This is a genomic window from Streptomyces sp. SM1, assembly GCF_002910825.1.
Classification (GTDB): domain Bacteria; phylum Actinomycetota; class Actinomycetes; order Streptomycetales; family Streptomycetaceae; genus Streptomyces; species Streptomyces okerensis.
Genome location: NZ_NEUB01000930.1, coordinates 978 through 4,666, shown reverse-complemented (window position 1 = coordinate 4,666; position 3,689 = coordinate 978). Strand labels below are relative to the sequence as shown.

Sequence of the window (3,689 nt, the reverse complement as noted above, 5' to 3'; positions counted from 1 at the left end):
GGACGCCCGAACCCGGCTCGGCACCAGGCCCCCGCGCCGGGCCGCGCCTCAGGAAGGTCACACGGGCTCCGGGGCCGGACTTCGGTTCCGGGGCGTCCGCACCCGGCGCAGGCACCGGGCCCCCGCCCCTGGGAGCCCGTATCGGGCACCCGCACGGGTCCTTCGCACCGGGCGCCCACTGCGGGCGCCGACTCGGGTGCGGCACCAGCCTTCCGCGCTCCCGTCCGACCCAACCCCGCGCGCCCTCGGCGGACGTGCGCTCCAAGCCGACGCCCTCATCCGGGAGACCCCGCCGGGATCAGGCGCCGGGGCTCGCCGGGGCGCCACACCAGGACCCCGTCCAAGCCTCCGCGCCGAGCCCTCAACTCCAGACCCCGCAAACGGGTTTCCACACCGAACCCCACTTCAGGTCGCGGCTCCGCGCGCCCGCACCAGGCCGCCACGGTGAGCTCCCGGGCATGCCCCGGCTCCGGGGTGGCCGAACCCGGCTCGCTGTGGTGGCAGGTCGCCGTGCTGCGGGGCCGGTTCGCGGAACCGAGGGTTTTCCCTGCCCCAACTGCCTTAGGGGGTTCCCTCATTGGGAGGGACGGGCGGGGGTCGTAGCGTGAGCGTCGTGCCGCTCGCCGGGCACACGGAGGACGGAGCCCTCGGGCTCGTCCCCCAACCCGTGCGACCCCCCACCGGCAACCTCGTGAGGAGACCCAGTGTCAGGGCTCACCCGCGCAAGAAGGGCCGCCGCCGCCGTCGCGGCGACCGCCGCAGCCGCCGCGACCGCGCTGCTCGCCGCTCCCTCCGCCGTGGCCGCCCCGCAGCCGATCGTCGGCGGTACGACGACCACGACGTCCGCGTACCCGTTCATGATGCAGATCACCGACGCCTCGCAGGACCAGTTCTGCGGCGGCACCCTGGTCTCCCCCACGAAGGTGGTCACGGCCGCGCACTGCATGACCGGCGAGACGACGGGCAGCGTGCGAGTCGTCGGCGGACGGACCTATCTCGACGGCACCAACGGTACGGTCGCCCGGGTCGGCCACATCTGGATCCACCCGGACTACCGGCGCGTCACCCGCGGCGACGACGTGGCCGTGCTGACCCTGTCGGCGCCGATGCCGTATGCCACGGCGCCGTACGTCTCCTCCTCGGACACCGCGGTGTACGCGGCCGGCAGCACCGCCCGCGTGCTCGGCTGGGGCACCACCTCCTCCGGCGGCACCTCGTCCGACCAGTTGCGCACGGCGACCGTGCCGACCGTCTCCGACTCGAGCTGCGCGAGTTCGTACCGGACCAGGTTCGTGCCCAGCGACATGGTGTGCGCCGGCTACTCCTCCGGCGGGGTGGACACCTGCCAGGGCGACAGCGGCGGCCCCCTGCTGATCGGCGGACGCCTGGCCGGGATCACCTCCTGGGGTGACGGCTGCGCGGCGGCCGGATACCCGGGCGTCTACACCCGGCTGACCACGTTCTCCGACGAGGTGACGGCGCAGGTCGGCCGGTGAACGGCCCCACAGGTTCCTGAGTACCCCTCAGGCAGCAAGCCAGGGGGCGTTGCGAGCTTCCACGAGCAGCCCGCAACGCCCCCTGTCCATGCCCGGGTTCAGCCGCGCACCGTCCCGACGCGGATGTCGTACGCCGTGCCCGGGTGCATCACCCGGAGCATGCGCTCGCCCTCCTCGGCGACCTCTGCCCACCGGTCCTTGCCGAGCCGCCCGAACGGCTCGACGACGAGGGCCTGTTCGTCCAGCCGCCACAGGCCCGCGAGGAAGCCGTCGACGAGGAGCGTCCGGTGGGCGACGTTGCCGCTCCAGCTGCGGCCCCAGAACTCGGGCGGTATGACGCGGGTGCGGTCGGCGTGGGAGAGCAGCAGGTTGTCGAACTCGGGCAGGAAGCGCGGCGGGGCCGGGGTCCCGGGGTCGGGGCGGGGTGCGTCCGGGAGGTCGAAGAGCTCGGTGCCGGCTTCGTCCCGGAAGGTCACGAGCCGGGGCCGCAGGCGTTCGAAGGACTCGCGCAGCCGGGTCAGTCCGGCCCAGGTCTGCATGTCCTTCACGGAGGCCGGCCCGAAGGCGGCGAGGTAACGCAGCACCGTGTCGTCCGGTGTCGCGGGGGCCGGCTCGGCGGGGCGGCCCAGCCAGTGCTCGGCGGTGGTGAGCGCGACCTGTCCGCTGCGGCCCCACAGTCCGCGCGGGGTGACCTGCACCAGCGGCAGCTTGCAGCGGGCGGCGACGGCGAGTGCCTGCGGGTCGGCGTCGGGCCACTCGGCCAGCAGCGCCTCGCGCAGCTGTTTCATCGTGCGCGGCTCGGCCTCGACGAGTGTGCGGGCGAGTGCGGCGAGCCGGTCCAGGTCGACGCCGGGGAGCCCTTTGCGGAACTGGTTCACCTCACGGTCGCGGGCGGGCCGCACCAGGGGCCGCAGGGTGAGGTAGTCGCGGGCGGTGTGGGTGTGGATGGTCGAGCGCATGGTGACGATACGGACGACCTCACGGGCGGCCACGGGCCGGGACAGCGCCTCGGGGGTGAAGCCGTCGAGGCGGGCGGCGAGCGCGTAGTAGGGCGGCTTGACGTTCTGTGCCTGGAGACCGATCAGGTGCCCGACCGCGTCCTGGGCGGACATCGGCGAGCGGCGCAGCAGCAGCTGCCGCTCGAGCGTGGCCCGGTTGAGGGCCCGGGTGCCGAGTACGGCGGCCGGCGGCCGGGTGACGCTCCGCTTCGTCTTCGTCATACCGGCACGCTAACGGCCCTTGCGGCCAGGATCTGTCCGCAAGGGTGCGCACCTGCGCACATTCGGGACATCCCGCGCTGAAGAGTAACGCCGCGGCTGCCCGACGGCGCTGTTCTCCACGGGCCCGTACGTCCGTCGTCCCGGTGGGAGGGCGGATCCGCGGCGCCCGGAACGATTCCGCGCACACCGAAGGACAGGACTCCGTGACATCCCATTCCCCCGCCAACGATCATCTGCCGGTCTACGACGGCCTGGTGCGCGAACGCGGTGACGTCGTGGCCGAAGTGCGCGAGGTGGCCGAGCGAACCCTGGACCAGGCCCGGCGGGGACTGGCCGGCGACCCCGGTGCCCGGCAGGAGCGGACTTCCCGCTGAGACCCGTACCGCCGTGTGAGTCCCGTACCGCCGTGGCCGGGCCGATTGCGTTGCGCCGGAGTGGGGCACTCGGGGCCCCGTGGACGAACGAGAGCGCGCGGGACCGGGAAAGGTCCTGCTGACCGGGTGGTTCAGCTTCCGCGACGGCGAGGCGACCGCGGGTGACGTACTGGCGCTGCGCCGGGTGGAGGAGGTGCTGCGGGGGTCCGGGACGTCGTACGACGTCGCGTGGAGCCCCGGCTTCCTTCCGGACGCCCTGCACCTCGACAACGCGCGGCCGGGCGACTACACCCACCTGGTGTTCGTGTGCGGCCCCCTGCACGGACCGCAGGTCGAGGAGCTGCACCGGCGTTTCGCGCACTGCGTGCGGATCGCCGTGGGGACGTCCGTGATCGACCCCGACGCCGCCGCCGCGACCGGTTTCCACCGGGTGCTGGCGCGGGACGCCCCGGGCAGCGCGCCGTCCGAGGACCTCGCGGCCCGTGCCCCGGCGGTGCCCGCGCGGCCCGTGGTCGGGGTGATCCTCACCCACGGGCAGCAGGAGTACGGGGAACAGCGGCGGCACGGGCAGGTCGCCGACCGGGTGACGCGCTGGCTGG

The 3,689-nt window shown here is 74.1% G+C and carries 3 protein-coding genes and 1 pseudogene; 3 read left to right on the top strand and 1 reads right to left on the bottom strand.

Features of this window, described 5'->3' with window-relative positions; all coding sequences use genetic code 11:
• The first annotated feature begins 704 nt into the window (after window positions 1–704).
• The gene (locus B9S61_RS31985) at window positions 705–1,496 is read left to right on the top strand and encodes a trypsin-like serine protease (RefSeq protein ID WP_103545319.1); all 792 of its coding nucleotides are present in this window, start codon (window positions 705–707) and stop codon (window positions 1,494–1,496) included.
• 98 nt (window positions 1,497–1,594) lie between these two features.
• On the opposite strand, the gene B9S61_RS31980 is transcribed toward B9S61_RS31985, so the two are convergent.
• A complete protein-coding gene (locus B9S61_RS31980) occupies window positions 1,595–2,716 on the bottom strand; it encodes a winged helix DNA-binding domain-containing protein (protein WP_103545318.1) in 1,122 nt (373 codons plus the stop codon).
• Window positions 2,717–2,919: 203 nt separating this feature from the next.
• Here B9S61_RS31980 and B9S61_RS41220 point away from each other — a divergent pair, with 203 nt between their 5' ends.
• Together B9S61_RS41220 and B9S61_RS31975 are read left to right on the top strand one after the other, a co-directional pair.
• The gene (locus B9S61_RS41220) at window positions 2,920–3,090 is read left to right on the top strand and encodes a hypothetical protein (RefSeq protein ID WP_181007625.1); all 171 of its coding nucleotides are present in this window, start codon (window positions 2,920–2,922) and stop codon (window positions 3,088–3,090) included.
• A 79-nt stretch (window positions 3,091–3,169) separates the two neighbouring features.
• Window positions 3,170–3,689, top strand: a pseudogene (locus tag B9S61_RS31975) (polysaccharide pyruvyl transferase family protein); the annotation flags it as partial.

Coding starts and splice junctions, on each gene's coding strand:
- B9S61_RS31980 (WP_103545318.1), bottom strand. CDS start 2,716: ATGACGAAGACGAAGCGGAGCGTCACCCGGCCGCCGGCCGCCGTACTC.